General features: G+C 60.6%; 26 protein-coding genes. 14 read left to right on the top strand and 12 right to left on the bottom strand.

What is annotated here, in order from left to right; genetic code table 11:
- The first annotated feature begins 32 nt into the window (after nucleotides 1–32).
- Nucleotides 33–416, top strand: coding sequence for a DUF6124 family protein (locus RG836_RS26245; RefSeq protein WP_310850706.1), 384 nt, complete (start codon nucleotides 33–35; stop codon nucleotides 414–416).
- Nucleotides 417–458: 42 nt separating this feature from the next.
- On the opposite strand, the gene RG836_RS26240 is transcribed toward RG836_RS26245, so the two are convergent.
- Nucleotides 459–1,673: an MFS transporter gene (locus RG836_RS26240; RefSeq protein WP_310850704.1), complete on the bottom strand. Its 1,215-nt coding sequence runs from the start codon at nucleotides 1,671–1,673 to the stop codon at nucleotides 459–461.
- 47 nt (nucleotides 1,674–1,720) lie between these two features.
- Nucleotides 1,721–2,116: an ester cyclase gene (locus RG836_RS26235; RefSeq protein ID WP_310850703.1), complete on the bottom strand. Its 396-nt coding sequence runs from the start codon at nucleotides 2,114–2,116 to the stop codon at nucleotides 1,721–1,723.
- Between the two features lie 110 nt (nucleotides 2,117–2,226).
- Here RG836_RS26235 and wrbA point away from each other — a divergent pair, with 110 nt between their 5' ends.
- Nucleotides 2,227–2,829, top strand: coding sequence for an NAD(P)H:quinone oxidoreductase (gene wrbA / locus RG836_RS26230; RefSeq protein ID WP_310850701.1), 603 nt, complete (start codon nucleotides 2,227–2,229; stop codon nucleotides 2,827–2,829).
- A 287-nt stretch (nucleotides 2,830–3,116) separates the two neighbouring features.
- On the top strand, nucleotides 3,117–3,371 hold the full coding sequence (locus tag RG836_RS26225; RefSeq protein ID WP_310850781.1) for a hypothetical protein: 255 nt from the start codon (nucleotides 3,117–3,119) through the stop codon (nucleotides 3,369–3,371).
- A 53-nt stretch (nucleotides 3,372–3,424) separates the two neighbouring features.
- On the opposite strand, the gene RG836_RS26220 is transcribed toward RG836_RS26225, so the two are convergent.
- Complete coding sequence (locus RG836_RS26220; protein WP_310850699.1) at nucleotides 3,425–4,447, bottom strand: LLM class flavin-dependent oxidoreductase; 1,023 nt, start codon at nucleotides 4,445–4,447, stop codon at nucleotides 3,425–3,427.
- A 410-nt stretch (nucleotides 4,448–4,857) separates the two neighbouring features.
- Between RG836_RS26220 and RG836_RS26215 the strand changes: the two genes are divergently transcribed.
- Complete coding sequence (locus tag RG836_RS26215) at nucleotides 4,858–5,820, top strand: LLM class oxidoreductase (protein ID WP_310850697.1); 963 nt, start codon at nucleotides 4,858–4,860, stop codon at nucleotides 5,818–5,820.
- A 21-nt stretch (nucleotides 5,821–5,841) separates the two neighbouring features.
- Here the strand turns inward: RG836_RS26215 and solA are convergent, their stop codons facing one another.
- Nucleotides 5,842–7,014 (bottom strand): N-methyl-L-tryptophan oxidase, encoded by a 1,173-nt coding sequence (solA, locus tag RG836_RS26210; RefSeq protein WP_310850696.1) that lies wholly within the window; start codon nucleotides 7,012–7,014, stop codon nucleotides 5,842–5,844.
- 145 nt (nucleotides 7,015–7,159) lie between these two features.
- The gene (locus RG836_RS26205) at nucleotides 7,160–7,642 is read right to left on the bottom strand and encodes a tautomerase family protein (protein WP_310850695.1); all 483 of its coding nucleotides are present in this window, start codon (nucleotides 7,640–7,642) and stop codon (nucleotides 7,160–7,162) included.
- 21 nt (nucleotides 7,643–7,663) lie between these two features.
- Between RG836_RS26205 and RG836_RS26200 the strand changes: the two genes are divergently transcribed.
- Nucleotides 7,664–8,542: a LysR family transcriptional regulator gene (locus tag RG836_RS26200; protein WP_310850694.1), complete on the top strand. Its 879-nt coding sequence runs from the start codon at nucleotides 7,664–7,666 to the stop codon at nucleotides 8,540–8,542.
- A gap of 90 nt (nucleotides 8,543–8,632) precedes the next feature.
- Here the strand turns inward: RG836_RS26200 and RG836_RS26195 are convergent, their stop codons facing one another.
- Nucleotides 8,633–9,241, bottom strand: a complete 609-nt coding sequence (locus tag RG836_RS26195) for a TetR/AcrR family transcriptional regulator (RefSeq protein ID WP_310850693.1) — start codon at nucleotides 9,239–9,241, stop codon at nucleotides 8,633–8,635.
- A gap of 101 nt (nucleotides 9,242–9,342) precedes the next feature.
- On the opposite strand from RG836_RS26195, the gene RG836_RS26190 reads away from it, so the two are divergent.
- Nucleotides 9,343–10,083 (top strand): SDR family NAD(P)-dependent oxidoreductase, encoded by a 741-nt coding sequence (locus RG836_RS26190; protein WP_310850692.1) that lies wholly within the window; start codon nucleotides 9,343–9,345, stop codon nucleotides 10,081–10,083.
- Between the two features lie 89 nt (nucleotides 10,084–10,172).
- Nucleotides 10,173–11,132, top strand: a complete 960-nt coding sequence (locus tag RG836_RS26185; RefSeq protein WP_310850691.1) for an alpha/beta fold hydrolase — start codon at nucleotides 10,173–10,175, stop codon at nucleotides 11,130–11,132.
- Nucleotides 11,133–11,215: 83 nt separating this feature from the next.
- Here RG836_RS26185 and RG836_RS26180 read toward each other — a convergent pair whose 3' ends face one another.
- A complete protein-coding gene (locus tag RG836_RS26180) occupies nucleotides 11,216–11,839 on the bottom strand; it encodes a TetR/AcrR family transcriptional regulator (RefSeq protein ID WP_310850690.1) in 624 nt (207 codons plus the stop codon).
- Between the two features lie 139 nt (nucleotides 11,840–11,978).
- Here RG836_RS26180 and RG836_RS26175 point away from each other — a divergent pair, with 139 nt between their 5' ends.
- Entirely contained in the window at nucleotides 11,979–12,962 is a 984-nt protein-coding gene (locus RG836_RS26175; protein WP_310850689.1) for a zinc-dependent alcohol dehydrogenase family protein, read from the top strand.
- A gap of 94 nt (nucleotides 12,963–13,056) precedes the next feature.
- A complete protein-coding gene (locus RG836_RS26170) occupies nucleotides 13,057–13,677 on the top strand; it encodes an NADPH-dependent F420 reductase (protein WP_310850688.1) in 621 nt (206 codons plus the stop codon).
- 35 nt (nucleotides 13,678–13,712) lie between these two features.
- On the opposite strand, the gene RG836_RS26165 is transcribed toward RG836_RS26170, so the two are convergent.
- Nucleotides 13,713–14,594: a LysR family transcriptional regulator gene (locus tag RG836_RS26165; RefSeq protein ID WP_310850687.1), complete on the bottom strand. Its 882-nt coding sequence runs from the start codon at nucleotides 14,592–14,594 to the stop codon at nucleotides 13,713–13,715.
- An 80-nt stretch (nucleotides 14,595–14,674) separates the two neighbouring features.
- Nucleotides 14,675–15,691: a GlxA family transcriptional regulator gene (locus RG836_RS26160; RefSeq protein WP_310850685.1), complete on the bottom strand. Its 1,017-nt coding sequence runs from the start codon at nucleotides 15,689–15,691 to the stop codon at nucleotides 14,675–14,677.
- A gap of 150 nt (nucleotides 15,692–15,841) precedes the next feature.
- Here RG836_RS26160 and RG836_RS26155 point away from each other — a divergent pair, with 150 nt between their 5' ends.
- The 3 genes from RG836_RS26155 to choX all read left to right on the top strand — a co-directional run bounded on the left by RG836_RS26155 (nucleotide 15,842) and on the right by choX (nucleotide 21,020).
- Nucleotides 15,842–17,491: a N,N-dimethylformamidase beta subunit family domain-containing protein gene (locus tag RG836_RS26155; protein ID WP_310850684.1), complete on the top strand. Its 1,650-nt coding sequence runs from the start codon at nucleotides 15,842–15,844 to the stop codon at nucleotides 17,489–17,491.
- A gap of 36 nt (nucleotides 17,492–17,527) precedes the next feature.
- Nucleotides 17,528–20,014 (top strand): CoA transferase, encoded by a 2,487-nt coding sequence (locus RG836_RS26150; protein WP_310850683.1) that lies wholly within the window; start codon nucleotides 17,528–17,530, stop codon nucleotides 20,012–20,014.
- Nucleotides 20,015–20,081: 67 nt separating this feature from the next.
- Nucleotides 20,082–21,020, top strand: a complete 939-nt coding sequence (gene choX, locus RG836_RS26145; protein ID WP_310850682.1) for a choline ABC transporter substrate-binding protein — start codon at nucleotides 20,082–20,084, stop codon at nucleotides 21,018–21,020.
- Nucleotides 21,021–21,260: 240 nt separating this feature from the next.
- Here the strand turns inward: choX and RG836_RS26140 are convergent, their stop codons facing one another.
- The 3 genes from RG836_RS26140 to RG836_RS26130 all read right to left on the bottom strand — a co-directional run bounded on the left by RG836_RS26140 (nucleotide 21,261) and on the right by RG836_RS26130 (nucleotide 25,226).
- Nucleotides 21,261–23,510 (bottom strand): ATP-binding protein, encoded by a 2,250-nt coding sequence (locus RG836_RS26140; RefSeq protein WP_310850679.1) that lies wholly within the window; start codon nucleotides 23,508–23,510, stop codon nucleotides 21,261–21,263.
- Nucleotides 23,507–24,121, bottom strand: coding sequence for a biliverdin-producing heme oxygenase (locus RG836_RS26135; protein WP_310850678.1), 615 nt, complete (start codon nucleotides 24,119–24,121; stop codon nucleotides 23,507–23,509). Before RG836_RS26135 ends, RG836_RS26140 begins: the two co-directional genes overlap by 4 nt.
- A 235-nt stretch (nucleotides 24,122–24,356) precedes the next feature.
- The gene (locus tag RG836_RS26130; RefSeq protein ID WP_310850676.1) at nucleotides 24,357–25,226 is read right to left on the bottom strand and encodes a LysR family transcriptional regulator; all 870 of its coding nucleotides are present in this window, start codon (nucleotides 25,224–25,226) and stop codon (nucleotides 24,357–24,359) included.
- A 128-nt stretch (nucleotides 25,227–25,354) separates the two neighbouring features.
- Here RG836_RS26130 and RG836_RS26125 point away from each other — a divergent pair, with 128 nt between their 5' ends.
- Both RG836_RS26125 and RG836_RS26120 read left to right on the top strand, forming a co-directional pair.
- Complete coding sequence (locus RG836_RS26125) at nucleotides 25,355–25,969, top strand: urea carboxylase-associated family protein (RefSeq protein WP_310850675.1); 615 nt, start codon at nucleotides 25,355–25,357, stop codon at nucleotides 25,967–25,969.
- 27 nt (nucleotides 25,970–25,996) lie between these two features.
- Nucleotides 25,997–26,995 carry a LysR substrate-binding domain-containing protein gene (locus tag RG836_RS26120; protein WP_310850674.1) on the top strand — a complete coding sequence of 333 codons (999 nt, stop codon included), beginning with the start codon at nucleotides 25,997–25,999 and terminating at the stop codon, nucleotides 26,993–26,995.

Below are 26,995 nucleotides of genomic sequence, written 5' to 3'. Positions count from 1 at the left end.
GAGGTTGGCACGAAACCAATAGGACCTTGCGAATGTTCAAACCAACCCCAAACCCACCCGAAGCTGAAACCGACCACCAAACCCCACCCGATTCCGCATCTCCCTACGAAAATCCGCACACCAAGAAATTCCACGAAGCCGCCGAGCGTGCGCTGGACTATTACCTCAACACTGAAGGCATCAAGGCCAGTTCTCGGTCGCCCAGCACGATGTTCATCATCAACCCGGACTTCGACGCTGAAACCTTGTTGGTCCACGCCTGTGAATCCCTGGCGTCGGCGAATGTGATGGCCGGTGACCTGGCGGGGACGCTGGAAGGGCCGAGCCGTAATGCATTGCTGGGTATTGCGCAGATCATCATGCTCGGCGAACTGGCGGTGAATCGGGCGCTGGATCGTCTGGACCCACCCGCGTAATTAGCGATGCGGAGGGCGAGGGCGTTGTTGCCCTCGCTGCTGTCAGCGTCCGGCTCCTTGGTCAGCCTCAAACACTGCGTTCGATCGTCTGGCAAACCACCAGAGGCCGGCCACTCCGATAAGGGCGGTCAGCACGGCCAGGATCAGGATGACCGGTTGCGTGCCCAACGGCGCGCCCAGCAACGCCACCAACAAACCGGCCAAGGGCTGGGACAGGTTGTTGAGCAGGGTGATGACGCCCACGGTTTTGCCGAAGTCTCGCGTTGGAATGACCTGCTGGCGGAGGGTGCGCATGTAGACGTTGAACATTTTGTCGAAGCCGACGATCAGCAGGAAGCCGACCCCGTAGCCGATCAGGTTCGGGCTCAGGGCGCTGATAAAGGCGCCGGCGGCGATCATGGCGTAGCCCATGCCCCCCAAGACCCGCAGCGGCAAGACCACCCGCGCCAGGAAAAACAGAATGACGATGGTGGTGACGGCGCCGGCCGCTTGCAACGCAGCGTAGGCGTTTTTGCCGGCGTCGTATTCGCCGATGACCATGGCCGCCGACGTGGCCAGGGTGACGCCGACGATCAGGTTGACGCCCACCGCCAAGGTGATGATTTTTTGCAGTTCCGCGCGGTTGCGGATGTGGCCGAAGGCGATGCGCAAAGGCTGCAGCCAGATGTCTTGATGCTGCTCGAACACGTCCAGGGTGATACGGCTGTAGCGTTGCCACACCCGCATGCTCAGGTCTGCGAGCAGGAACAGCACGGCGATCCACAGCACCACCCAATGCCAGGCCCACACCTCCAGCAACAGCGCCGCCACCAGTGGCCCGAGCACCAGGCCGCTCTGGTCGGCGATCTGCGAGTAGGACAGCGTTTTGGTGTAGCTATAGTGCTGGAATATATGCGGCATCAGCACTTCACGGGCCATGATGCCTTGGGTGGTCAGCACCCCGCACACCGCCGACAGCACCACCACCCAGGCGATGCCGCCAAACACGCCGATCAGCGCCACGGCGAGCACGCACAGCAGTGCGCGGTAGATCTGGCTGATATGGAGGATTTTGATCGGGGAGTATTTGTCGCACAGCGCGCCGCACAACGGAAATGCCAGAAAGCGCGGCAGTGACTCGACGAAAAACGCCAGCCCGGCCCACGACGCGCTGTTGGTGGTCTGGAACACCACCAGCGGCACGATAAACAACAAGATCTGATCTGCCAGCCGCGATAGAAACAGCGACATAAAGAAAGCGAGGTAGTCCTTACGCATTGAAACTCCCTGTGTTCAAGCGACAACGGGCTGAAGCGGCACTCAGGCTATGCAGAACCGAGCTGTTGTTCAATCGTCGCTTTATCAATCACCGACCACACGTTGGCAATCTTGCCGTCGACGAACTCATAGAACACGTTTTCGGCGAATTCGACCCTGCGCCCGTTGATGGCCAGGCCGAAAAATTCGCCTTTCGGCGTGACGTTGAATTGCAGTCGGCTGGAGATGTACGGCGGGTCGGCCATCAGCAGTTGTATGCGGAACACCAGGTCGGGGATCTCGCGGTAGTCCCGTTCGAGCATGCGTTGGTAACCGTCGAGGCCGACAGGGGTTGAGTTGTAAGTGACGTGGTCGCTGACGAAATCCCCCAGGTGCGCCCAGTCCTGGCGGTTCAGGCAGTCGATGTAACCACGGTACATGTCGGCGAGTTGGTTTCGGGTCATGGGTGTCTTTCCTGTGATCGTTTTGGACTACGGTAGCGCTGGCAGCCACTACACTTTGAAGTCGCGATCCTGAGCAACAGCGTTTATCACCAAACTGGAGACAACTGAGCATGGCAAAAGTACTGGTTTTGTATTACTCAATGTACGGCCACATCGAAACCATGGCCAATGCCGTGGCGGACGGCGCGCGTAAGGTGCAGGGCGTGGAAGTGACCGTCAAACGGGTGCCGGAAACCATGAACGCCGAGGCGTTCAAAGCCGCTTACGGCAAGGTTGACCAGCAAGCGGCGGTGGCGTCGCCTGGGGAGTTGGGCGACTACGACGCGATCATTTTTGGTACGCCGACGCGCTTCGGCAATATGGCCGGGCAGATGCGCACCTTCCTCGACCAGACCGGTGGTCTGTGGGCCAAGGGCGCGTTGGTCGGCAAAGTGGCGAGCGTGTTTACCTCGACCGGGACCGGCGGCGGCCAGGAAACCACCATCACTTCGACCTGGACGACTCTGGCGCACCACGGCATGGTGATTGTGCCGATCGGTTACAGCGACCCCGCGCTGTTCGACATTACCCAGGGTGGCGCTGGCACGCCTTACGGTGCGTCGACGGTGGCCGGCGGCGACGGCTCGCGGCAGCCGAATGAGCGTGAGCTGGGCATCGCCCGGCATCAGGGCGAGTACGTGGCGAAGATCGCGGCAAAACTGGCCGCTGCTTGATGGTCTGAGCGCCCTCAGCCGAACGGCTCAGCCAGCCCGACCATGACGCCTATCGGCCCGCGAACATTTTGCGGGCCGGTAGGCGTTTTCGTTTGGCATGTGGCCAATCAGTGATGCGCCGTGGGCGTGCTCTTTATGGGCTCTTCCTGCAGAGCCTTCGGTTGGCACATCAACCTCGGCCAACGCGCCCCATAAATAAAGTGAACGGCTTTTCGGCGCGCTCGCCTAATGATCAGCTTGTGGAGAATTCCGACAGGCATTGTGCCAATACCGGCATATTCCAAGAGGTGGTCAACGTGGCTAAAGACGAAAAGAAAAGCAAAGACGTGTCTTCCAAAGCCAGTAAGGATTTGAAAGACAAAAACGCATCACCTGCCAAGAAATCCGCGGCGGCGTCGACTCTTTCGAAGTCTTCGGACAAGAAAGAGAAGAAGGAAAAGAAAGACACCGAGCCAAAGAAATCAGCGAAAAAAGCCGATAGCAAGCCGGAAAAAACCAAGAAGTCAGACAAGGCTGAAAAGCCAGCGAAAAAGAAAAAGTGATACGCGCTGTCCGCTAGGGCGTCATGCCCTAGCTTCCTTCCTGCTTTTAACCCTCAACGCCAGCCCAGCTCCGGCGCGACATGCGTGAGGATGGATTCGATGACGTGCGCGCAGTATTCGACGCCCAGTTGATTGGGAATGGTCAGCAGCAGGGTATCCGCCGCTGCGATGGCTTCATCCTTGGCGAGCGCGGCGATCAACGCCTCGGGCTCGGCGGCGTAGCTGCGACCGAAGACGGTTTGGATGTCGCCGTCGAGGAAACCGATGGTGTCTTCGGTTTCGGTCTCTCGGCCGAAGTACAGGCGGTCCTGGTCGTTGGTGATGGCGAAGATGCTGCGGCTGACCGACACCCGAGGCTGGCGCGTATGGCCGGCGGCGGCCCAGGCGTCACGGTAGGCGCGGATCTGCTCGGCCTGCTGGATGTGCAAGGGGCGACCGCTTTCGTCCACTTTCAGCGTCGAGGTCTGCAGATTCATGCCCATTTCGGCTGCCCACACCGCCGTCGCGTCGGAGCCTGAGCCCCACCAGATGCGGTCGCGCAGGCCTTCGGAATGCGGCTCGAGACGCAACAACCCCGGCGGGTTGGCGAACATTGGCCTTGGGTTGGGCTGGGCAAAGCCCTCGCCGCGCAGCAACTCATAGAATTCTTCGGTGTGACGGCGCGCCAGGTCGGCATGGGTTTCGCCCGGAGCGGGTGCGTAGCCAAAATGCCGCCAACCGTCGATCACCTGTTCGCCCGAGCCACGGCTGATGCCCAGTTGCAACCGGCCCCCGGCAATCAAATCCGCCGCGCCGGCATCCTCGGCCATGTAATGCGGGTTCTCGTAGCGCATGTCGATGACGCCGGTGCCGATTTCGATGCGCTGGGTTTTGGCTCCGATGGCGGCCAGCAGAGGGAAGGGCGAGGCCAGTTGCCGGGCGAAGTGGTGGACACGAAAAAACGCACCGTCGGCCCCCAGTTCCTCGGCCGCCACCGCCAGATCGATGGATTGCAGCAGCACATCAGCGGCTGAACGGGCTTGCGAATGGGCCGCCGCGGTCCAGTGCCCAAAAGAGAGGAAGCCGATTTTTTTCATGGGAGGTTCCGTGTTGAGAAATGGTCCGTCGCAGAGTGAGTCATGGGATCGACTCCGGTGGGCGACGAGTCGCACTAATCTACGGCGGGATGTCCCCGGACTGTAGCGCCCTTTGCGTTGTTTCAGAATTAACCATTGGTTTGTAATGGGCTGGGCGAGTGGGTAACGGCGGCTGGCGGCTGGTGCGGGTCGTTGGCCTCTGACTGGGCGAACGTCCGTCTGTCAACGACGGAAAATACCGTTTGTCTCATCGGAAATTTACAGCGAGGAGGAGGCGATCAAGCATTTGACATACGAGCCGTATCCTGTATTTTTACGGCCATACACGGCGTATGTCAGCGGCAAAGTCTAATCAGGCAAGGCCAAAAAGCTGTCCGCCGACACTCTTTCACTGGGATCGATCGTTAACCATGCAAGACTTCAAAGAGCACCGCGGCTATTCGGCCATGTACCGCGAAGGGCACCTGACGCTGGGGCTTTTCTTCGCGATTGAGTCCTACAGCGGGGCCGTCCCGCAGATGGACATCGCGCAGCAGATCAGCACCGCGCAGATGGCCGAACGCTACGGATTTTCAGCGCTGTATTTCAGGGACGTTTTTCTGAATGTGCCGTCGTTCGGCGACGTCGGCCACATACATGACCCGTGGGTGTTCATGGGCTATGTGGCGGCGCAGACCAGCCGCATCGCGTTGGCCACCGGCAGCATCGTTTCGACCTTGCGGCACCCCTTGCACCTCGCCAAGTCGGCGGCCTCGGTGGACAGGTTGTCGGGGCAGCGCCTGGTGTTGGGGCTGGCCACCGGTGACCGGCCCAGCGAATTCTCGGCGTTTAACACCGCGATCGAAACGCGCCAGGAATCGTTCGCCGAAGCCTTGGCCGTGATGCGTCGAGTGTGGAGCGAAGATTCGCCGCGCATCTCCACGCCGAGGGTCGAGATGTCTGGCGCCGACCTGCTGCCCAAGCCGCTGTTGGGCAACATTCCGGTAATGGTCACGGGGCACTCGCGGCAATCCCTGGAGTGGATCGCCCAGCATGCCGACGGCTGGCTCTACTACCCGCAGGACGTGGTGCAACAAGCCGTGACGATCCGCAACTGGCGCTCGATGACTGAGGGCTTCAAGCCATTCTCGCAGTCGCTTTATATCGATCTCTCGGCTGACCCGGCGGAGCAGCCGACGCCCATTCAATTGGGTTTCCGCTCGGGGCACCGCTTCCTGATTCACTACTTGCAATCGTTGCGCGAGATCGGCGTTAACCACGTGGGTTTGAACCTCAAGTATGGTCGTCGCCCGGCGCACGAAGTGGTTCAGGAATTGGGTGAGTTTGTGGTGCCGCATTTCGCCACGGCGCTGGATGCTGAGCCGACGCCGTAACGCTACAGACTGTCGCCAGCCTCAGAGCTGCCCGTCAAAGCGCTTCAACGAAAACGCCGACAGGTCCAGATCACTTTCGCCGCGTAGGCACCATTGCGCCAGCGCTTCACCCAGCGCAGCCGAATGTTTGAATCCGTGGCCGGAGCAGGCGGACACCACCAAGGTATTCGCCAGGCGTGGATGCTCATCGATGATGAAGTCGCTGTCCGGCGTGACGGTGTAGGGGCACACCGCCGATTTCACTACCCGCGAGGTTACGCCGGTGATTTTGCCGCGGACCTGGGTGTTGAACATTTCCCGTTCTTCGGCGGCGGAGACGGTTCTGTCCAGGGTGTCGGGCATTGATTCTTCCAGGTATTGCTCCGTGGCGATTTTCAGGCTGCCTTCGCCGGGTATCGGCGGGAAGCCGTAATTCATGTCGTCGTCCGTTGGCCCGTGGCTAAGGATGAAGGTCGGCGACGGCTCGGCAAACTGCGCGTCTTGCTCCAGCTCGAACCAGAACAGCTTCTGGCGACAGACGCGCAACAAACGGTCGAAGGGCGCCCCTAATAATTCCCGGGACCACATGCCGGCGCTGACCACCACTTTGCCTGCCAGAATCGTGCGCTGGTCGGTGGTGATGGTCACGCCTTGCTCGCCTGACGCGAGGTTGATCACGGTTTCACCTTTGAACAGCGTCGCCCCCTGTTGTTCGGCGAGATCGAGCTGCACGGCAATGCACCGCTCAGGCCGAAGGTAGCCACCGCTGGGTTCGAAGTAGCCGATAGCGTCGTCGAGCACCGTAGAAAACTGCGGGAATCGTCGACGAATCTGCGCCGCCGACAGCACTTCGTGCTCGATGCCCGTCGCTTGGGCCAGCTTGATGGTGCGTTGGGTGAAGTCGTCTTCACCCGTGACGTTCTGCTCGGGGTTGGAGCTGTACACCAGCACGCCACACTGCTCGAACAGCGCTTCACCGGACAAGGCTTCGAGTTCTCGCCACAGCGTGTGGGAGCGACGGACGATCGGTAAATACTGCGCGCCTTCACCAACCGACAGTCGGGTAATCCGCGTATCGCCATGGCTGGAGCCCAAGGTGTGGGGCGGGTGATGCCGGTCAATGCCGATCACCCGAACCCCGGATTTCGCCAACTGATAAACCGTCGCGGCACCCATGGCACCCAACCCAAGCACCGCTACTTCGCACCGCTCCATCGACTGGTTTTCCTCGCAAAATGGCTAAAGTTTTTTGCAGGCGTCCAGCGTGAGGCCACGCCTGAATGCGCCTAGTCTATGCCGTCTGCGGCATTCAGGGCGGTGCTTTTCTGAGAGGCCGTCCGCAAGAACGGACTCAGACAGTTCACACCCCTTGCTGCTGATGCCGCCATTCCTGAGTGCGGCCGCCATAGCCATACGCCGCTGCGCGGGCGTCGATGAGGTGCACGTAGGACACCTCGTGCAGGTCTGGCAATAGCGCCCTCATCGCGGCATGAACCTCCAGCAGAAACAGTGCTTTTTCCTTTTTGGTATTGGTCTCGTCGGTGATGCTGATGTCCAGATGGAACGCGCTGCCGCCTGCTTGCGATAAGGGTTGCCCGGCGATAAACCAGTCTTCGGCGGCAATGTACTGGAGAGTTGTTGCCATGAGTTCGGGCTGTTTGCCCAGGATTTCAGCGGTGAGCCGGTTGATGGCGGCTATGGCGTGCTGACCCAGTTCGGAGTTGCGCGGGCCGGACAGTTTGAGGGTGATGGAAGGCATGCAGATGTCCTCGCGGTTGGTTGGTGAGGCCATTCTGCGAGGGTTCTTTCCATTGGAAAAGCCGTAAGATACGATGCTTGTCATCGGCTTATCGGGTGGATAGACATGCGTGGCTTTGATTTCGAACAACTGAAAACACTGGTCGCGGCGGTTGATGCGGGCAGTCTCTCGGCAGCGGTCGCGACGCGACTTCTCTCGCAGTCGTCGCTGAGTGAGCAGCTGCGCAAACTGGAAGAGGCCGCCGGCGAGCAGCTTCTGGTGCGCAGCAAATCGGGTGTGCGGCCTACCGCAGCGGGCGAGCGCATGGTCATGCATGCACGCAAGATATTGGCCTTGGCCGATGCCGCGTGGCGCGACATGCACGACACGCCGCTCGAGGGCGAACTTCATCTGGGCATCTCCGATTACTTCCGGCCGGGTCAGCTCGTGCAGCTGTTGGCGCGCATCGCGCAGCAGTACCCCGGTTTACGCCTGCGGACACAGGTCGGCAAAAGCGATGAGCTGCTGGCCGCTTACCGCAGCGGTACGCTGGACCTGGCGATCGTCATGCGGATGGTCGGTACCGTGCCTGGCACCGCCGACGACGCACAGGTACTGCGGACCGAGCCGCTGATGTGGGTGATGGCGAGCGGGCAGACCATCACCGCGCTGCCGAAAACCGTCGAACTGGCCCTGTTGCCCGAGACCTGTTCGCTGCACCGCTTGGTCCGCCAGCAACTCGACACCCATCGCGTTCCGCACGTTGTCGCGCACATCGCCTCAGGCGTCGGCGGCTTGCAGGCGGCGTTAGGAGCGGGGCTGGGGATTGGTTGCCTCAATGCATCGGCGGTGGTCGGCGCCAACCTGGTGGAAGTGCGCGAGGGCCTGTTGCCCCCGCTGCCCGAGGTCGAATTTGTGCTGCTGACGGCGGAGCAGGGCCCGGCGAAAAACAGCGAGCGATTGAAGGGATTGGCTGAGGTGATTGCGGTGGCGCTAAAGCCGTAGAAGCAATCGATCGGTGCACGTTGGTTCTGGGCTCTCTCGCAGTCCTGGGGAAGAGAGTCATCGTCTACGAGCGGACGTTGGAACTCACGATCATCCAACGGTGGTCAGTGAGTTCCATGCGGTGAGCGCGCTGCGGGCGATTTGCTCCAGGACCTGATGACTTGCACCGTCGCGAGCCTGGATCGACATGCCTTGTTGAACCGTCAGGAAAAATCGCGCCAACGCGTCGATGTTTACTTTCCCGTCAATCTCACCGCTCGCGACACCTTGCGCCAGTTTCTCGGCCAGAAGCTCCAGATTGCGCACTCTTCTGGCAGAGACCTCCGTTGCAAGAACGGCGCTGGCCGGCGTCGAGTGCAAGGTGGCCAGGGTGATGAAGCAGCCGCTGGGTTTATCCAGCGTGCTGAATTGCAGGGCCGAGGTCATCAGGAACGCTTCTACAGCGCCATAGGCCGAAGTCGCGGCGAGCGTTTCCTGCCAGACCGCAGCGCCATCGGTGGCGTTGTACAGCTCTATCGCTTCTCTGAACAACCGTTCCTTGGAACCGAACGCCGCATACAAGCTCGGCGAGCCGATGCCCATAGTGGCCGTCAGATCTGCCATTGAGGCGCCTTCGAATCCCTTTTCCCAGAACAGCCGCATTGCCTTCGCAAGAATTTTGTCTTTATCAAAATTCCGGGGTCGCCCACGAGCCGCCATGTGCTGCCTCCATTTATGTGTAGATCGCCATATAAATCATTGACGCGCATTTTGCGCTGATTATATTCTGTGTCGACTGTTATAAAAATAGAGGATCCAAGATGTCATCACTCATTGGAAAACGCGCATTGGTTACCGGTGGAAGCCGTGGCATCGGCGCAGCGATTGCTCGCAGGCTCGCGGCCGAGGGCGCCGATGTGGCGATCGCCTACGAGCAATCCGCGGCTGCCGCTCAGGTCATTGTTGAAGAATTGCAACAGGCCGGCCGCCGTGCGGTGGCGATCCAGATGGACGCCGCCTCGCCAGATTCGATCCAGCAGGCCGTCGATCGCGCCGCCGCGGAACTGGGCGGTCTCGATATCCTGGTCAACAACGCGGGCATCATGCGCGCCGGCCCACCTGAAACGATGAGCCTCAAAGACATCGATGACACCCTGGCGGTCAATATTAGAGCGGTGTTGCTGGCGTCCCAGGCAGCGCTGGCTTATCTGCCCAGCGGCGGCAGGATCATTTCCATCGGCAGCAACCTTGCCGAGCAAGTTCCAACCGCCGGGCTCAGCCTGTACTCAATGAGTAAAGCCGCGCTGATTGGCTGGACCAAAGGCTTGGCACGCGACCTCGGCCCGAGAGGTATCACGGTCAATGTCGTGCACCCAGGTTCTACGGAAACTGACATGAACCCGGTAGACGGTCCGACGGCTGAAGGCCAGCTCAGTCGCATGGCGATCAAGGCTTACGGCCGCGCGGAGGACGTCGCGGCGCTGGTGGCATTTGTGGCGGGAGACGAGGCTCGCTCAATCAATGGCAGTGGTTTGACCATCGACGGCGGTGCCAACGCCTGAACATCGGCACCCATCTTTGATGAGGCAAGACTCAAGCCGTTGCGCTGGGCACTTGTCGTTCTTTTACCCCCGACACGAAGGGAAAGGCCATGTTCGACAAACTGATGAAAGTCGCCGCACTTGCGCTCGCCATGCTGCTAGCTGCACCTGCATTCGCAGCCCTTGACGATCAAGAGTTTCCGGCACCCAAGGGCTTCACTCCCGCGTATCAGACAGTGGATGGCGTCAAAATCCATTATCTAAAAGGTGGCCAAGGACCACTGGTGTTGCTGGTCCACGGCTTTGCCCAGACCTGGTACGAGTGGAATCAGCTCATGCCGCTACTGGCGAAAAACCGCACGGTCATTGCGATCGACTTGCCCGGCCTGGGCCAGTCAGAACCGCCGAAGTCCTATCTGGGGCAAGACGTTGCCAACCTGATTTACAAGTTTGCCAAGTCCCATAGCCCGAATGAGCCGATGGATCTGGTTTCCCATGACATCGGCAATTGGAACACCTTCCCAATGGTCGCCCAGCATCAGGCAGACTTCAAACACGTGGTGTTCATGGAGGCGCCACTGCCCGATGAAGGCCTGTACACGTTTCCATCCTTCACTCCGCAGGGTGAATCGCCCATGTGGCATTTCAGCTTTTTTGCAGCCGGCAATAACCTCGCAGAAACGCTGGTGGCAGGCCGAGAGTTAGCCTTCTTCGATCACTTCATCAAATCACACGCGGTCAACAAATCAGTCTTCACCCCCGAACTCATCGGCCTCTACGCGAAATCCTACGCCAAGCCTCATTCGTTCCACGCGGCGATGGAGTATTACCGCGCGCTACCGGAAACCCAAAAACGCAACATTCCACTGTTTAAAGACAAGTTGACCATGAAGACGATGGCCATCGGTGGTGGTTCGCCGGTGTCGGTCGGTCAGTTTCAACTCGATCAACTCGCCAAGTACGCAAGCGACATGAAGGGTGTCGTCATTCCCAATTGCGGCCATTGGCTGCCCGAAGAGTGCCCGGCACCGCTCAACTCAACCATTATCGATTTCCTGTCTGATAAATAAGCATGACCACTGCCGGGTCTTAGCCCGGCAGTCCCTGGGCAGCTAAGTTCATTGGTTACCAATGGCATCGCATGCCCCAAGAATCATCCTGGAAACGCACCCATCGCGACCTTGGTTATTTCAAGCAAGCGGCTTCTGGAAGCGCCGTCTCGCGCCTGGATCGCCATGCCACGGAACAGCGTATTGAAAAACGCCGCCAGCACCTGAGTGTCCAGCTCGTCGGCAATCTGGGCATCGCGTTGGCCTTGCGCAAGGCGTTCAGCCATTGCGTGCTCGGCCGACGTGCGGTGCTCGGACATCATCTCCCGCAACGTTTCATGCCCGGGCGGGACATGCAGGGCTGCTGCTGAAATCATGCAGCCCAAGGGACAATTTTCGCGGGTGTAAAGCGTCGCGGTCTCCTCGAATAACCGGGTGAAGGCCGCGCGTACGTCAGTCTCGCAGGACAAAATGTTGGAAAACCATGCCCCCGTTTCTCGCACATAGGCATCGGTCGCTTCGCGGTACAGGGCTTCCTTGGTCTTGAACGTGTTGCGAAAGCTCGATGCGTTGATGCCCATGGCCGTCGCCAGCGCTTCAAACGATGCGCCTTCGTAACCGCGTTCCCAAAACAACAGCATCGCTGCCTGGACGGCGGTTTCGCGATCGAAGCCAGAAGGGCGTCCGCGCTGGCGTTTAGGGCTCGCTTCTATTTCTGATGTCGTCACTTCATATTCCCGTTGACGGATGGTAGTTCGTGCTCCTACGATAGTTTATTGAAGTCATGGCTTCAATAATAAATTCCCGTCGATTAACGCTCGTCAGAGGCTGTGTTTGCACGAGTCTCGACGCGCCAGGAAACCTGTGATGCGATCAGTTGAACTGCGAAACTACGGCAATCCCACTCAGAACGTTGTAGTGATTGACCTGCCTGAACCCGATGCGCCGGGTGAGGGTGAGATCCTGGTAGGCATGGCCTATGCCCCTGTCAACTTGAACGACATTCTCGTCCTTCAAGGCGTCTTTCCGGTGCATCCGCCATTGCCAAGCCCAGTCGGCAACGAAGGCGTCGGACGCGTGCTGGCAGTGGGTAAAGGCGTGGCGCACCTTTCGGTTGGCGATGTGGTGGTCTTGCCGCTCTACAGCTTTACCTGGCGCGAACGCTTGCTGGTGCGCGCGTCCAGCGTAGTTGCCGTGACGCACAGCGCGTACCTCCAGCAACTCGCCATGCTGCGCATCAATGGCGTCACGGCTTCCTTGCTTCTGAGTGAGTACGTCGATTTGCAGCCCGGTGACTGGGTTGTGCAAAACGCCGGCAATTCGGCCGTTGCCAGGACAGTGACGGCGATCGCCAGATCGAGGGGCGTGAAAACCATCAACCTGGTTCGCCGCGCTGAAGTCATCGACGCGGTGCTTGCCGCCGGGGCGGACGCGGCCTTTGTCGACAACGACGAGTCGCTCGAACGTATCAGGGCCTTGGTCGGCGAGCAGGGCATCAAGCTCGCGCTCGATGGCGTCGGCGGCGCTGCAGCGGGGCGCCTGGCCGCGACGCTGGGCACGAATGCAACCATGGTCAGCTACGCCACGTTGGGCGGCGATGTGGTGTCGAGCGTCAGCGTTCTCGACATCATCTTCAAGGACCTGACCTATCGCGGTTTCTACCTGGACAAGCACGAATACGATGCCGCAGTGCCGGCCATCATTGCGCAGACCGCCAGCCTTGTCGCGACGGGCGATCTGCATGTTCCCATCGCCGCCATCTACGCCCTGGAAGACGTGTGCCAAGCCATCGAGCACGTACAGCGGGGCGGCAAAGCCTTGCTGGAATTCAAAGGAAATCCCGCCGAATAGATCGCAGGACTCAACTGATAACCATCACTTACGCCGACTCTAGAGGCACAGGCTTTCCTGCCGCGTGCCACTCTCAATATCAAGGATTAACTGAATGAAAATTGCGTTCATCGGTGGCGGACAGTTGGCTTCGTCCGTAGCGGTTCTGGCCAGAGCCAAAGGGCATGACTGCGTTTTTGGCGTGAGAAATCCGGCGAAAACGGGCTTTCTGGAGTTTCCTCGCACCGGGTATGACGAGGCTATCGCTGGCGCAGACATCGTCATCATTGCCGTGCCTTATCTGGCGACGGGGGAGGTGTTGCCTCCGCTGGCGGCGGCTCTGGCGGGTAAGGTTGTCATCGACACCACTAACGCGGTCAAGGAGGACTGGTCACCGCTACCGACGGGCGAGGAGAACTCCGGTGCCGAGCGCATTCAGGCGCTGCTGCCAGAGGCTTACGTTGCCAAGGCGTTCAACACCATTTTCGCTGAAGTCATCCACCCCCATCGGCTTGACCGCGCAGGGCACAAAATCAGCTTGTTCGTCGCCAGCGACCACCCGCAGGCGACGCGTACCGTCATGGCGTTTGGTGCGCAGATCGGCTTTGACGCCATCAACGCAGGCCCGCTGAAATCAGCCCGTTACCTTGAGGCCATCGCGCATCTCAACTTGCAACTGGCATTTGGTGAGGGCGACGGTATGAACACGGCGATTATCTACCACCGCGCCCACTGAATCTTCCGGCAGTGCCATCTGCGTCGCTCTGCTGCTCAAGAACTGCGCACCGCCGGATCGCAATACTCCATCAGCAGTTCCGTCAGCAGCCGTATCTTGCGCGCGAGGTGCTGGCCTGGCGGGCGCACCACATAGGCACCGGCCGGAGGAGGCGGGTAGCGGGTCATGATCGGCACCAGTGCGCCGCTGGCCACGTAGTCTTGGGTGATGCAGTCGGGCAAGTAGGCGACCCCCAGCCCGGCGACGGCGGCGGAAACCAGGGCGGAGGCATTGTCGGCCTTGAACTTGCCCCGCGGGTGCACCGTGACGGTGTTTTCGCCGTCCATGAATTGCCAGGATTCCGTGCCCTGCATCAGCGCCTGATGCGCCAGCAGTTCATCCGGCGATTGCGGCGCGCCGTGCGCCGCAATGTAGCCGGGGCTGGCGACCAGACTGCCGAGCATCGGCCCGATACACCGGGCGATGAGCGTGGAGTCCTTCAGGTAACCCACGCGTATCGCGCAGTCGTAGCCTTCCCCGATCAGGTCGACAAAGCGATCGCTGTAGCAGGTCTGGATATGCAGTTGCGGATGACGGCGCGCCATTTCCGCGAGCATCGGCGCGAAGAAGGTTGGGCCGAACGTCATTGGCGCGGAGATGCGTAACCGGCCACACAGCTCATCGCTGGGCGAGATCGCCTGCCTGGCCGTCTCGAGTTCGGCGCAGGCCCGCACGGCATAATCGCGCAGGGTTGCTCCGGCTTCCGTCAGCGCCGCGCCCCGGGTGCTCCGCGCCATCAGTTGCACACCCAGTTCCGCTTCGAGTCGGGCGAGCCGACGGCTGACGATCGACTTGGTGACACCCAGCCGCAGCGCCGCCGGGGAAATGCCTCCCGCGTCCGCGACCTCGATGAAGGTCTGCAGGTCTTCTGTGTCCATTGTTACGCTCCCCATTGTGCGACGTTGCCCAGCCGCAGGCGTGAATAGTGTTGTGATTAAACCGACTGCCGCAGCCGTCATCACGAACTGACAGCGCCGGTCCGGTCCTGTTCGTGCAGCCAGTCAGCGCGATAAACCTGTTGCCGGTCACTGACCGGTTGCAGGCCGAATTCCCGTTTGAATGCGCGTGAAAAATCGGAGCTGGACGTGAAGCCGCAGCAGATGGAAATGTCGATGACGCTGATCGTGGTCTGCCGCAACAGGGCCCTGGCTTTGTGCAGCCTCAGGCTTCGGTGATAAGCCTGCGGCGTGCTGTTCAGGTGAGCGCTGAACAGGCGCCGGACTTCTCGATCGGAGATGTTTTCAGCCTTGGCCATTTCGGCGACATCCAGGTGACGATCCAGATTGCGCGCCAGAAATTCCAGGATCCGCACTAGCCGTGGGTGCTTGATGTTGAAGCGCTCGCGGGTATCGGCTCGCTGTGGAGACTGGCCTTCCCGCGCCCGGCGATGGACAAAGCCGTCCGCCACCGCCGTCGCGATCCCGGGGCCGTGCTGTTCTTCAATGAAATACAGCATTAAGTCCAACGCGGCGGAAGCACCGGCCGCGGAAAACCGCGAGCGGTCTACTTCGAAGAGGTTGGTTGAGATGTTGACCTTGGGAAATGTCTCGACAAAGCCTTCCAGGTTTTCCCAATGAATGGTTGCCTTGTAGCCATCCAGAAGGCCGGCACTGGCCAGCACATAGGTGCCGGTTTCCACCCCGCCGATCCTGACGCCGAGCCGCGCCTGCTTTTTTAACCACCTGACAATCTTCGGCGTCGTGTAGCGATGCGGATCCCAGCTGCTGCAGACGATCACCATCGCGCCGCCGTCGACGTCGCCAATGGCAGCGTCCACATTCAAGGACATGCCGCTGCTGGAGATCACCGGGTTGCCGTCCTGAGAGACAACCCGAATCTCATACACATTGCCGCCCAGAATCCAGTTCGCCTCGCGAAACGGTTCGATGGTGGATGCCAGGGCAATCATCGCGAACTGTTCCATCAACAGCACCGTGATGACGTAGGGTCCGGTTCGAGCAGGTTCAGCCGCCATGTTGGTCACCGTCGATAGCTCGTGGGCATACATCCTCAAGACAGCAACATTTGTGCCCGGAATGTATAGCCGTCGTCCGGAAATGTAGATTGCAGGCCGAGCCCGCGCTCAATACTCGATCCATTCCGTTCGATTGGGTGAGTGAGGCTTATGGCAACTGCAAGAAGTACACGCACTGCGCACCGTGCCAGCACGGTGAACAGCGTCTGGCCGAGCGCGACCCTGGAAAATTTCCATGAAGTCCCGGCCAGCGACAAAAGCGTTCCCGCGGCGTGGTGCTACACCGACCGGCTCTCGTATTTCCCCGGCGAAGTGGTACGGATCCACACATGCACTAGCATGGCTCATTACACCCTGAGCATTTACCGTGACGGCGCGACACAGCAGGAAGTCCATCGCGTTGAACACATTGAGGGCCGTTATTACCCGACGCCGGCTGATTGTTCCGTCAACGGCTGTCACTGGCCGGTCGCGCAACAATTCCAGCTCCCTGCGGATATCCAGAGCGGCGGATACATCGTGCATATCGAGGGCTATGACGACGATGCCTGCCGGATCGCACATCATTTTCCGTTCGTGATTAAAGCGCTGGCGCCATCCGCCACCGATGCCCTGTTGCTGGTGGCCTGCACCGCGACCTGGGTGGCGTACAACGACTGGGGCGGGTCGAATTACTACGAAGGCATTTGCGGCCCCGGTGCCGATGAGCCGAGCCCCGTCGTCAGCACCCAGCGGCCCTTCAGCCGAGGCTTTGCCTGGTTGCCGGAAGGGGCGCCGAGAATCCCGCTGCGCACCCCGCCCAAACTCGGCGCCGCCCCGCGCTACCTCCATGCTGAGTGGGCGTATGCCAACGGCTTCAGCAAAAAGTACGCGTCGGCGGGGTGGGCGACCTATGAGCGGCATTTCGTGCAATGGGCCGAGCGCAACGGCTACACCGTGGATGTCGCCACCCAGCACGACCTGCAGACTGACGCGGGCCTCTTGAAAGACTACAAGTGCGTGGTGTTCGTCGGCCACGACGAATACTGGTCATGGGCGATGCGCGACGCCGTGGATGACTACGTGAATAACGGCGGGCATGTGGCGAGGTTTGCCGGCAATTTCACCTGGCAAATCCGCATGGAAGCCGAAGGCACACAGCAGGTTTGCTACAAGACCTCCGCCGACGCTCTGGACCCGGTGCGGAACACCGAAAACCAGCACTTGCTGACCACGGCCTGGGACGATTGCAACCTCGGCCGCCCCGGTACGCATACCTTCGGCTTGAACGGCACCACTGGCATCTACGCCGGTTGGGGCGCCTGTGTGCCCCGAGGGCCCGGCGGCTTCACGGTGTATCGGCCAGAACACTGGGTGTTCAACGGAACCGATCTGTATTACGGCGACCTGCTGGGCGCCGAGTCGAAAATATTTGGCTACGAAGTCGATGGCTGTGATTACACCTTCCGCCATGGGCTTCCCTACGCCACGGGTTCCGACGGCGCGCCTGACACTCTGCAAATTCTGGCCATGGGCCTCGCCACCACGTACGAAGCCGATCATAAAAACCCCGGCTCGGTGCTGTTTATTGCCGAACATGATCTGCACATGACGGCCCACCTGCACGAACGCAAAACCGACGAAAGCACCCTGGACAAATACCGCCGAGGGGCAGGAATGCTTGCGTATTTCGAACGCGGCAAGGGCGCCGTGCTGAACGCTGCGAGTTGTGAGTGGGTGGCCGGACTGATCGATCACGATCCCTTCGTGGAACGCACCACGCGCAACGTTCTCGACCGGTTCGTTCACGACATCACTTGACCCACCTGTTCACTCATTCTTACAGAAGAAACCACCATGAACTCAGGCACACGCAGCGGCAGTCTGGCCGGCATTACGGTTATTGATTTCGGGCACTACATCGCCGGTCCCGGCGCGGCGATGATGTTGGCGGATCAGGGCGCCGACGTGATCAAAATCACCCGGCCCGGCGCCGAGACAAGCCTCGATGGCGCCGACGCGGTCTTGAACCGAGGCAAGCGCAAGGTCGCGCTGGACCTCAAGTCTTCCGATGGGCTGGCGGCAGCCTTGGCGTTAATCGCCAGCGCCGATGTGTTGATCGAAAACTTTCGCCCGGGCGTGATGGAGCGCCTGGGTCTGGGCGAACAAACCCTGTCCGCGCTCAATCCGCAACTGATCTACCTGTCGCTTCCCGGTTTTTCCGCCGTCGATCAACAGTTCGCCGATATGCCCGCCTGGGAAGGTGTGGTCGCGGCCTCCATGGGCCAATTTACCGACATGGGCCTGAACCGGGTCTTGATGGGAATCGAGGCCTCTTATTCGCCGCTGACCCTGGCCTCGGCCTACGCCTCGGTGATCGGCGCGCTGTCCGTCACCCTGGCGTTAAGGGCCCGTTTGCACACCGGACGGGGAGATTTCATCGAAGTCCCGCTGGCAGCGGCGTTGATGGAAGGACTGGTTTATAACTCGCTCGGCATCGAAAACTTGCCCACTCGTTACAAGTCACTGCGCGAACTGGAGATCGAGCGTCGGCGCAACAATAATCTGCCGATGAACCTGCGCTACGAAGATTTGCAGGCGTTTCTCGACCCGTTCTATCGCTCCTACACCTGCCAGGATGGCCGACCGTTTTATGTGGTCAGCGAAGCCCACGCCACCCACTCGATTCGGGCGCTGCAGGTGTTGGGGTTGTGGGACGAGATGCAGGCTGCCGGCGTGCCTGTCGCTGATCCGTATTTGTCCGTCAGGGAGTGGCCGGAAGGCGTGAACTGCACGCTCAAGGCTTATCCCATTGCGGAACCCTGGGCGGGGTATCTGTCGCGCAAAATGGCCGAAAGATTCCTTACCAAGGACAGTTTTGAATGGGAGAGGTTATTCGGCGAGGCCGGGGCGCCGGCGGCCGCTCACCGCACCACCCAGGAGTGGCTGCATTCAGAGCATGCCCGAGCGTCCGCCCTGGTGATGACGGTGAACGATCCGGAATTGGGCGACATGCTTCAGCCGTGTCCGGTGGCCTGGCTGGAGAGCGAGAAGGGGCGGTTCGCCATCGGCTCCGCGCCGGAGCAGGCATCGGCGCCCGTGAAAACTTCACCTACCGAATCGCCTCGCGAAACACCCCCCAACGACGTGGCACAAACACCGTGGCTGGCGGGCATCACCGTGCTCGACATGACCAACGTCATCGCCGGTCCCACCATCGCCGGCACGCTGACCCGCTTCGGTGCCCGCGTGATCAAACTCGATGCCGCGCAACCGACCTTCGACCCTTGGAACACGGTGGCCTGTGGGCTGTACGCCAACCTCGGCAAGGAAAGCCTGCTGGTGGACGTGAAAACTCCAGAAGGGAAAGAGATTCTCCGGGATTTAATTCGCACCGTGGACATCATCACCATCAACGCCACCAGCCAACAACTTGAGGCCTTGGGGCTGACGCAACAACAACTCGACGCCATCAACCCACGGGTCATTCTTTGTCACCTGGACGCCTTTGGCGGGCCGCAGCATGGTCCGCGCAGCGACTATCCCGGTTACGACGACTTGGTCCAGGCCTCAACCGGTGTGATGGAGCGTTTTGGCGGCTCGATGAGCACCGTGGAAGAGCACGCGCATTTCGGCACCATTGATGTCCTGGCCGGGTTTTGCGGTGCCTTCGCCACCGCCATGGCCCTGTTGCAGCGGGAAACCACCGGCAAGGGCGATATCGCCAGAACATCCCTGGCGGCGGCGGGTCAATGGCTACAGTCACGCTTCATGTACGACTACGACGGCCGCCCGCCTTTCAACGAAGCCCGCGGCCGGGAGGTAAAAGGCGAGGGCGCCTGGTATCGCTGCTACAAAGCGTCTGACAGCTGGTTTTTCCTGGCGGCGCCTACTCTGGAGGTGAAGAACCTGATGTCCTCTTCACTGTTGGCCGCCGCCGCCGAGATCGACGAACAACGGCTTGAGCCCTGGCTGGAAACGCTGTTCGCGACCCAGCCAGTCAAGTTTTGGAGAGCGCATTTGCGCGAATTCAACGTGGCTGTGCAAGCGCTGGCGTCATTGGCCAACGTCCGGGACGGCAGCATTGGCAGGCCGTCCGCCGAGCACACCGTCACCTTCCACAGGGACCGTGAGCACCCGAGTGGACGCGCTATTGTGTACGTGGCGGCCACCGCTATCCGGCCGAAACGCGCGCCACTGGTGGCGCTGGCCGCCGCGGAAAAATACGGCAAGAGCACGGTCAGAATCCTGGGTGAATTGGGCTACTCCCAGGCGCAAATCGAGGGCCTGCGGCAACAAGGCGTGGTGTCCGAGACGTGGTCCAGACAGTATCTGCCTGACTGATCAGGTGCCCTGAAGCATTACCCGCAAACGCATTATTCCCGCAGTATCAACCAGCCGAGAGCAACCGATGAACATGATCAAGAACAGTCTGTGCGCAGCGTTGATGGTGGCCAGCAGCACGCTTTGGGCGGCTGAACCGGCCGCTTGTAAATCAGTCCGTCTGGGCGCGGTGAACTGGACGGACGTGGTGGCCAGCACGGCGATCACCCAAGTGCTCCTGGAGACCTTGGGGTATCAGGTCAAGCAAACGTCCGCCTCGCAGCAGATCGTGCTCGGTAGCATGGCCGATAAGAAGCTCGATGTTTTCCTCGGCTACTGGCAACCCACCATGCAGGCGGTGGCGGGGCCGTACCTGGAGAAAAAACAGATCGAAGTCATCGAACCGCCAGCACTGCCCGATGCTCAATCCACCTTCGCGGTGCCCGTTTATGTGTATGACGGCGGGCTGAAAACCTTCGACGACATCGCCAAGTTCAAGGACAAGCTGAGCAACAAGATCTACGGCATCGAACCGGGCAGCGGCGCCAACCGCATCACCGGTACCATGATCAAGGACAACCAGTTCAATCTCAGTGGTTTCCAGTTGGTCGAGTCCAGCGAGGCCGCCATGCTCTCGGCGGTCAAACGCGCGGTGTCGCGCAAAGAGTGGGTGGTGTTCATCGGTTGGAAACCGCACCCGATGAACCTGCAGATCGAAGGCATGAAATACCTCACCGGTAGCCAGGATGCCTTCGGTCCCAACGAAGGCGCGGCCACAGTGTCGGCCATGACCACCGCCGGCTACAGCGAGCAATGCCCGAACGTGGGCAAGCTGCTGCATAACCTCAAGTTCACCAGCGATCACGTCAGCGAAGTCATGGCCTCCATCCTCGAACGTACCAAACCCGAGGAAGCCGCCGAGGCCTGGCTGAAAAACAATCCGACGGCGTATGCACCTTGGCTGGCGGGCGTGACCACGGTCGATGGCAAGGATGGCCTGGCTGCCGCGCAGGCGAAACTCAAATAGCGATTCCAAAAACGCCGCCAGGATTCGCGTTCCGTTGGCGGCCGTGGGTTTTCCGAAAAGTTTCAACTATGACGGCGTCACTGCTGCGTTGCGGGTGAATGCAGACCTGCATAACCCGCTGCTTTGCGTCAGCAGTGCGTGGGATGTGGCCTCCGGCAACCTGTCACTTCCTGGCACTTGGTCCGCCGACTGAAGGTGCGGACGAGAACATGAAGCGCGCATTGAAGTCTGCGACCTGCTTCACTCCCGCCCCTCACTAAACGCCGGCACGGTAAAGCAGAATTCCGCACCCTTGCCCGGTTCGCTTTGGGCGAAGATGCGGCCGCCGTGAGCTTCGACGATGCCTTGGGTGATGTACAAGCCCAGGCCGCTGCCGGTGGGGTTGCCTTCTTTGACGGTCCAGTAGCGGTCGAAGACGTGGGGCAGTTGTTCCTGGGGAATGCCTTCGCCGCTGTCGCGCACGGTGAAGATGATGTCGTTGCCCACGCACTTGGCATGGACGCCGATGGTGCCCAGGCGCGGGGTGAATTTGATGGCGTTGCCGACCAGGTTCGACAGCACCTGGAACAGCCGCTCGGGGTCGGCGTGGATGCGCAAGTCCGGGTCGGCCTCGAACGAGATGCTGATGTTTTTGTCCATCGCCAGCGGCGAAAGCAGTGACTGCGCTTCTTCGAACATCTGGCTGACGTCGAGTTTCTGCGGGGTGATGGTGTAGCGGCCGGCGTCGATTTTTGAAGTGTCGAGCAAGTCTTCCAGCAGCGTGTTCATGCGTCCGGCTGCTTGCTGCATGGTGTCGATCGCCGTGGAGATGCGCCGCGAGGTGTGCGGGCCGTCAGAGCTAAAGGCCTTTTGCATCATGCCGCAGAGCATCGAGATCACGGTCATGGGGTTGCGCAGGTCGTGGGAGACCACCGCCACCAGTTCGTCGCGGGCGCGCACGGCTTCCTGCTCGCGTCGCACCTGGCGGGCCAGGTCGTTTTCCAGTGCCGAGCGGCGCAAGTCGTTGGCGGCGAACACGTCACCGTGGCTCCACTTGGTGGAGATCCCGGCCATTTCCACTTTCCAGATCTCAAACGAAGTGCGCGGGCGCAGGCGCAGGCCGGCGTCGGAGTTTTCCAGGTCGAGGGGCTTGCGTGGGTCGCCGCTCCAGTTGATGTTTTCCTTCACTTCCGGGCGGAACCACATCACGCCGTTGGCCACCGGTTTGGGCAGGCTCATGGCGAGCACGCCGCTGGCCACTTGCTGGAACTGCGCGGCCGGCGGATATACGGTGGACAGCTGATGACTGGCGAACACCGGCTCGCCGTTATCCTCCAGCCACTTGTGCAGGGCGCGGATTTCGTCGGGCTCCGGGCAGTTGCCGTAACGGTGCAGTTGCTTGTCTTCGATGATCGCAATGCCGCCGGCGCGGGTCAGCGCCATCAACACTTCGGGCTGGGTGGCGAGGCCGTCGAAGACATTTTGCGGCGAGTCGATCATCGCTTGATTGAGCAGCGCCAGGGCCTCGACTTTCTCTTCCCGCTGGCGGCTGATGTCCAGCGCTTCCATCGCGCTGATCTGCAGCGACAAGACCTGGCCGATGGTCTGGCACGCGGTGCGCAATTCGTGGGGAACGTGCAACGGCTGGCGATTGCCGCAACTGATCAGGCCCCAGAGCTTGTCGCCCTTGAGCAGGGAAATACTCATGGACGACAGCACACCCATGTTCTTCATGTACTGGCAGTGAATCGGCGACACGCTGCGCAGGGTGGCGAAGCTCAGGTCCAGCGGCGTTTGGGTGTCCGGGCGCAACTTCGGCACCAGCGGCACGGGCTGGTAATCGGCGTTGGGGATGATCCTCAGCCAATTGGTGCGGTACAGCTCGCGGGCCTGCTCGGGAATGTCCGATGCCGGGAAGAACAGGCCATTGAACACTTCCATCGACGGGTCGGACGCTTCGGCGATCACCTGGCCGTGACCTTCTTCTTCAAAGCGATAAATCAGCACCCGGTCGTAACCGGTCATCGCCTGAATTTCCTTGACGCTGATGTCGTACAGCGCTTGCAACGACGTGGCCGCTTGCAGGCGCGGCAGCATCCGCGCAAGGTTGGTGTTGGCGCCGGCGACGTTGCGCGGCTGGAAATTGTCGACATGGATTTCCAGTTCAACAATCAACACGCCCTGATGGCGGTGCAGCAAACCTTCGAACGACGTGCCGTTGAGGTGAAACAGCAGCGGCGGTGCGTCGGAGAAGGACGAGTACTGCAGCATCTCGCGCACGGCGGCGGTGGGCGCATCGCCGAGCAGGTTGTCCAGCGGCTGGCCGATCAGCGATTGCGGATCGCGGGCGAGCAAGGTCTCGACGTTGGCGCTGACCTGGATAATCTGCAGCGCCGGCTCGCTCACGGTCAGCAGCAAGCCGTGTGGCTGGATCGCGCCGGGGAAGCGGATCGGCTCGTCGGCACAGTTGGCCAACAGTTCTTCGAAGGCTTCTTTGTCTTGCGGAGTCATACCAGTACCTCTCGGCTTTCGAGCCAGCGCTCAAAACAACTGAATGTGGTTTGTGCGGCCGTGACGACGGCGGCACGCTCGGTGGCGTCCATGGGGCGGCTGCCCAGGTAGTCGATGAAGTCACGCCAGCGCCGTCCGGTGGCAGCGCCGTAGATGTCGAGGAACGCCGCGCCGTTGTCGGCATGCAGGTCCATGCGCGCGGCGATTTCCCGGCGCAGGATTTGCCCGCCCAGGGTCGCGCCTTCCACCACATACAACACCCCCAGGCACGCGGCGGAAGAGTCGATCACCGGCAGTTGCTGGCAGCGCGGCAGGCTTTGCACGGCCTCGACGGTTGCGCCCATGGTGAGCAGGTCGCGGCGCAGGGTGTCGGCCTTGAGACGGGGCATCAGGTCAAAGTCGGCGGGGAGGGCGGCGCTGTCCAGGATGGCTTCTTCCAACGGTTGATAAAAGCCGTAGTAGGCCTGCATCAGCTGTTCGAAGCCGCCAGAGTCGAGGGTGTCGGAAAAAAAAGGCAGGCGTTTTTCCAGGGCGATGTGCAGCTCGGCGGTACCAGCCCGCAGGTCTTGAAGCACGGGTGATACAAACATCTGTCTTTCGTTTGCCTGCATGTAAATCGCTCTTGCTGGGGCCGCCTGGGGCCATACGGGGTGAACACTGCATGGAGCACAATTTAACACTTCAAGCTCGGATCGGGACGGTTGAACGCGGTTTTGCGCAAAAGGGAACGCCGAAGGAAGTCCGAGTTCCAGCGACGTGGAAAGTTCGACCGGCCTGATGAAGCGCCAGCGGACGGGGCGGCAGTGGGCCGGTTACGCGGCGTCGAATCCACCCTCGGCGCTCGTGTCAAAGGTGCTTCATGAGGAATTCGGCAAATTCCCGGGCCAGTTGCGACGGTGCTTCCTGTGTCGGGAGCAAGAGTGCGATTTCGTATTTGATCGCGGGCGAGAAGGGCACCAGCACCAGGTTTTTGGTGAATGGGCGGCTGATCACCGGATCGACGATCCCGACGCCCATGCCCGCGCTCACCAATTCACACGCCGTGGAAAAGAATTCGGTCTCGGCCACCACGTTCCAGGCTGATCCATGCGCTGAAAAAGCCATCGCCAACTGCTGGTAGATGGGGTCGCCTTTGAATAGGGAAACGAAGGGCACCCCATCCAGGTCCGCCGGGGTAATTCGCTCGCGTTCTGCGAGGGGATGGCCTGGCGCGAGCATGCACTGACATTCGTACGAAATCACCCGCATGTTCGAGGACGGGTAGTCGAGGGGCAGCTCGGCGATGGCCAGGTCGAACTGTTGCGTGCCCATCAACTCACGCACGGATTGCGAGTTGCGGGTGATGATTTTCAGCTGCAGTCCCGGGCGTTCTTTCGCGAACTCGGCCATCAGGCGTGGCAGCAGACTGATCGAAAGGCTGGCATAAGCGGCAATGGCCAGATGGCCTCGTTTACCGGTGCGGATTTCCCGGGCGATGCGGTTGGTCTTCTCAACGGCCTCCAACGCCCGCTCAGCCTCGACGAAAAACAGCCGGGCTTCCGGCGTGGGCTGCAATCGGCCGCCTGTGCGCACAAACAATGTCAGGCCCGTCTCATGTTCCAGATTGGCGATGGTGCTGCTGACCGCAGGCTGGGAGATACCCAACAGCTCGGCCGCGCGCGTCATCGTGCCGTGAATCATCAACGTTCTGAAGCACTCAAGCTGACGGATTCGCATGCGTCACCCTATAGATTTGGCTTATACAGAGTCCAGTTTATATTATTGGTTTGCATAGTCATGCTGTGTTTTCCTTGACTCCAGACAGGCCGGTGCGCCGTTCATCAATCTGATGCAGGAGAAACAGCATGACCGCAGCAACGTCGATCCATCCCGGTACGTTGACTCGCTTGCCCGCGCGACGGGGCGTGGCGATCCGGTTGAGCCGCGGGCAAACCCTCAAGTTGATCAATACCCATGGCCAACAGGTCGTCGACACCTGGGCGTTCAATCCGGCGGACCTCTCGGAAACGATGTCGATGGAGCACAGCCGAGCGTTCTGGTTGAAGCTCAATCCCAGCGCGGGCGACAGTTTCCTCACTAACAAGCGGCAGCCCATTATCACGCTGGTCGAAGACACCTCGCCCGGTGTGCACGACACGCTGATCGCCGCGTGTGACCCGACGCGCTACGTGCACCTGGGGGTGGTCGGCCATCACGACAGTTGCAATGAAAACCTGTTTCACGCCCTCGAAACGCTCGGCCTGACGATCCGCGACACACCCAGCCCGCTGAACCTCTTCATGAATGTTCCGGTCCGCCAGGATGGGCGCATCGAGTTCGCCGCGCCCGTCAGTGAGCCAGGGCAGTACGTGTGCCTAAGAGCCGAAATGGACGCTATTGTGGTGCTTTCTGCTTGTCCTCAGGACATTACGGCAGTCAACGGCATGCAACCGCAGGACGTTCATTACAGCGTCTTCTAATCTCCGAGTACTTGCCGGCAGGTGTCGTTGGCCGGCAGGCATGAAATCCGTTTTCAGTGCACGACCACGTGTGCGGAGAAAGCCATGCGCAAAATACCTCCACTCAATTCCGTGCGAGCGTTTGAAGCGGTAGCACGTCACCAGAGTTTTTCCGCGGCGGCCAATGAGCTTTCGGTCACAGTCGCGGCGGTCAGCCATCAGGTCCGGCAACTGGAAGACGGCCTCGGGCAAAAGCTCCTGGAAAGGGGGCGAACCGTGACCCTGACGGCCGCCGGCAAAGCGATCTATCCGCTATTGCGCGACGGCTTTGACCAGATTGCCCAAGCCTTCGCCCTGCTCGGTTCGCCGAAAACAGCGGATGCCATTGAGGTGTCCACCACCCGTGCTTTTGCAGAGCGATGGCTGATGCCGCGACTGGGGAAGTTCAACGCGATCTACCCCAACATCGTGGTGTCCATCCATGCCTCGGAGAAAGTCATGGACCTGCGTTCCGAGCCCGTCGACCTGGCGATCCGTTATGGTCCGCTTGATGCGGACAGCCTGGCGCCGAAGCTGTTTGAGGATCAGTACATCGCTGTCGCGGACAACAGTATTTGTCCCGCCGACCGTCCCGCGACCATTAGCGACTTTGCCAATAGCTCGCTGCTGGCGTTCAAATGGAAGAATCAAGCGCTCGAAGCCCCCTCGTGGTCCGCTTGGCTGGCGCGGGTGGACCACGACTCATCCCGGGACTTCCGGATTTCCTGGTACAGCGAAGAAACCCTTGCGCTGCATGCGCTCGAGCGTGGTCTCGGGCCTTTGTTGTGCAGCAATGTGCTGATCGACGACGAGTTGCGCTCCGGGAAAATGCGCCGGGTTCTGGGGCCGAGCTTGCCGGGTTTCACCTATCACCTGATTGAACAACGCCCCGGCAACGCGCGCCGAAGCCTTGCGTTGTTCCGCGACTGGATACTGAGTGAAGCCCAAGCATTCCGGGAAAATGCCCTCAATCACAGCTCAGCAAAAACCTCGGCTGTGATCGACTGA

The organism is Pseudomonas rhizozeae (assembly GCF_031583775.1).
Taxonomy (GTDB): domain Bacteria; phylum Pseudomonadota; class Gammaproteobacteria; order Pseudomonadales; family Pseudomonadaceae; genus Aquipseudomonas.
Note: the sequence above shows the minus strand (reverse complement) of the source record. Positions and strands in the feature narration are given on the sequence as shown.